Here is a 3,433-nt window from a genome sequence, read left to right as displayed (position 1 = left end):
AATAAATCGGTTTTCCAAGTTTTGGTTCAAATGCATTGTCTGCCTCAACCCTGATTGCATGAGAGTAGAGAGCCAGGGGTATCTCCATCGGACACAGTTCTTCACATTGTCCACAGTTGATACAACTATCAGAAATATGGGCAAATCTCCGGAGATGAAACATCGGATCAGATGGTAGTTTACCCCTGCGTACCATAAGGGATTCATCTCTGCCTTTGAATGCGGTAGCAGTACAGACAGGACATTTCTCAATGCAGGAATAACATTTCACACACCTTGAAGTTTCTTTTTTGATAGTCTCCCAAAGGTTGTCTCTAAGGGCAGTGAAATCATGTTTTCTCCATTTGTCTCCTAGCTTGATCATGGCTCCTTCGACTTTGCCTCTGATCTCTATGCCTTTAGGGTTGGCAGCTTCAATATCGAGTTTCTTTGCAGATACTGCCTTGGTGAGCAGATTAGCACCCTTCTCGCTACAAACTTCAACAAATGTTGCCTTTCCTGCTTTTTCACCAATAACGCCCCAGTTACCACAGGCAAGATCGGCCTGACGTGGAATTTTATATAAACAACGGCGACAGTTGGTGCGGCGGCCAAAACCTTCCTCTTCAAGTTCATCGACAGAAATGCCTTTATGCTGACCTTCATATTCAATGATGAACTGACCTTTATCAATCTCTTCTTTGTGTACTGTATCCGGATCTACACCGTATTTATCCCGTATCATCTTCCGGGCTACACCTGGACTGACTGATCCACCACAATTGACTCCGATGGTGAGGATATTATTCATGTCAACATCATTGCGTTTTGCTTCTTCAAGCAGGCCCATGAGGTCGCATCCTTTCACCACAACACCGAGCTTCATTGTCTTTGCCCCGTCCAGATAATTCTTGATGAATGTGGCCAGAAGTAGAGTTCCACAATGAAGTGATCCAGCCGTCATATCAAGTTCTTTGGGATCGGTAATTGCAACCGGGATAGCATCATAAATATCATACCCCTTTGTCACTGCTACTACGGCATCAACCATTTTGGTCTCAAGAGCATGGCGTAAAAGGGCAGTTACTGCTCCTCCACATTCAGCTTTGCTCGCAAGTCCACTATCAGTAGTCCATGCGTATAGGAGGTCTCCTTTTGCTGCCATGATTATTTTCCTCCTGCACATTTGGCAACAGAAACGGCACAGTGTTTAAGCTCAGGCATCTTTGACAGAGGATCAAGTGCCGTATTAGTTACATTATTTACACCCTCTGCAAAATGCATCGCCATATACAGAACTCCAGGTGCTACATCTTCGCCCACCCAGGCAACTGTCTCGGTCTGACCACGACGACTCTTCAATACAACCTTTTCTCCCTGAACTATTCCAAGACGTGTGGCATCAGTGGAGTTCATCTGCACATATGAAGCTGGCACTTCATAATCAAGGGCCCCGCAACGACCAGTCTGGGTCCGGGAATGATAATGGAATATAACACGCCCGGTCATTAGAGTGAATGGGAATTCTTTATCAGCCACTTCTGCCGGTGCTTTATATTCAATACCAAAGAACTGGCCTTTTCCATTAGGTGTTGCAAATTTCTCACGGTGCAGAATAGGTGTTCCCGGATGATCAACGGTTGGACATGGCCAGATGGTAGATTCTGGTTTTTCCATTCGTTCATAGGTGCAACCGAACATAGAAGGAGTAACAGCCCGCATATCGTCCCAAACATCCTTTCCTGTTGGGAGATTGAAAGTCTTCAGGCCGAACCGTTTTGCCAGTTCAGCAATGATCCAGATATCTTCTTTTGCTTGTCCTGGTGGATTTACTGCTTTGCGTACACGGTTTACACGACGTTCAGCACTGGTAAAGGTTCCATCTTTCTCAGCAAAACAGGCTCCCGGCAGTATTACATCAGCATACTGGCAGGTTTCAGTCATGAAAATATCCTGGACAACAAGGAAGTCAAGCTTCTCAAGTTGTTTTTTCACATGATTGGAATCAGGATAGGTAACAGCCGGATTGATCCCAAGCATATATAATGCCTTAATCTCATTGCCGCACTGATTGATCTGTTCGGTAAGGGTAACTCCGTACCAGTCAGGAAGATCAGTAACTCCCCAGGCTTTTTCCATCTTTGCCCGGTTCTCTGGGACTTCGCATTTCTGATATCCGGAATAAACGTTCGGGTATGCACCCATATCACAGGCACCCTGCACGTTATTTTGTCCACGAAGAGGATTGACACCTACTCCTTCGCGACCAATATTACCACAGAGCATGGCGAGATTACCGAGGGATCTAACGTTGTCTGTACCTGTAGTCAGTTCAGTAATACCAAGACAGTAGATAATTACTGCATTTTTGGCATCTGCATATCTAAAGGCAAGTTCTTTTACTCTTTCGAGTGGAACACCATGGATATTTTCTGCATCTTTATAATTTTCTACAGCTTTCTTCAGATCTTCAAAGTGTTCGGTTCTCTCTTCAATGAATTTCTTGTCATGCTTGCCCTCTTTGATAATCCAGTACATCATTGAGTTTATGAGAGCAATATGAGTGGACGGGTTGAACTGATACCAGGTATCTGCAATATGTGCAGTCGTTGAAAATCGTGGATCTACAACTAATACGGGTATCCCCTTCATTTTCGCCTGAGCAACACGTCTTCCTGCCAGGGGATGTGCTTCCATAGCATTAGATCCCCACATCAGGATGAGATCTGAATTTAGGGCATCTTCAAAACCGTTTGTAGCTGCCCCTGAACCAAACGAGAGAGACAGGCCTGCTACTGAAGGACCATGGCAGATTCGTGCACAATTGTCGACATTATTAGTCTTAAAAGCACACCTTGCAAATTTCTGGAAGATGTAGCAATCTTCATTTACTGTTCTACATGAAGTATGAAATCCAAGTCCTCTGGCTCCATACTTTTCCCATGTTTCTTTTAATTTCTTTGCAACCAGATCTAATGCTTCATCCCATGATGCTTCTACGAAAGTGCCGTTTTTCTTTATCAGAGGAGAGACAAGTCGATCAGGACTGTGAACAGATTCCCAGCAGGTTACTCCTTTAGGACAGAGTTTTCCCTCATTGATTGGACTTCGTTTGCAGGGCTCAACCCCAACCACTTTTTCATTTTTGACGACAAGATTCAGTGCACACCCGACGCCACAATATGGGCAGGTAGTCTGAACATATCGAACAAGACTAGTAAGTTTTGTAGTCATCTCGTATCCCCGAGTTTTTATATACAAGCGAAAGGACACATCTGTGCCCCTGGTTTACCAAAGTTTCATGCTTTTCATCTAAATACCTGGATTCTTCCCGTTGAATCCTGATAAAAATCACTCCACAATCTGGACAGATATGGTAAACTGTCCTGGGATTGATCTGATGAATAGTCCGTTGCCGGAATGAAACATCGCAAACATACAATCTGTTTAAAGG

2 protein-coding genes are annotated in these 3,433 nt (G+C 44.2%); both read right to left on the bottom strand.

The window, feature by feature from the left end; genetic code table 11:
* Nucleotides 1-1,144 (bottom strand): Coenzyme F420 hydrogenase/dehydrogenase, beta subunit C-terminal domain (locus VN429_RS03535; protein WP_325629859.1); only part of this gene is annotated, 1,144 nt, incomplete at its 3' end.
* A 2-nt stretch (nt 1,145-1,146) separates the two neighbouring features.
* Complete coding sequence (gene fdhF / locus VN429_RS03530; protein WP_325629856.1) at nt 1,147-3,213, bottom strand: formate dehydrogenase subunit alpha; 2,067 nt, start codon at nt 3,211-3,213, stop codon at nt 1,147-1,149.
* Nucleotides 3,214-3,433: the final 220 nt, after the last annotated feature.

Origin of the sequence: Methanospirillum sp., assembly GCF_035560735.1 — an archaeon.
GTDB lineage: Archaea > Halobacteriota > Methanomicrobia > Methanomicrobiales > Methanospirillaceae > Methanospirillum.
This window is presented reverse-complemented; position numbering and strand designations above follow the sequence as displayed.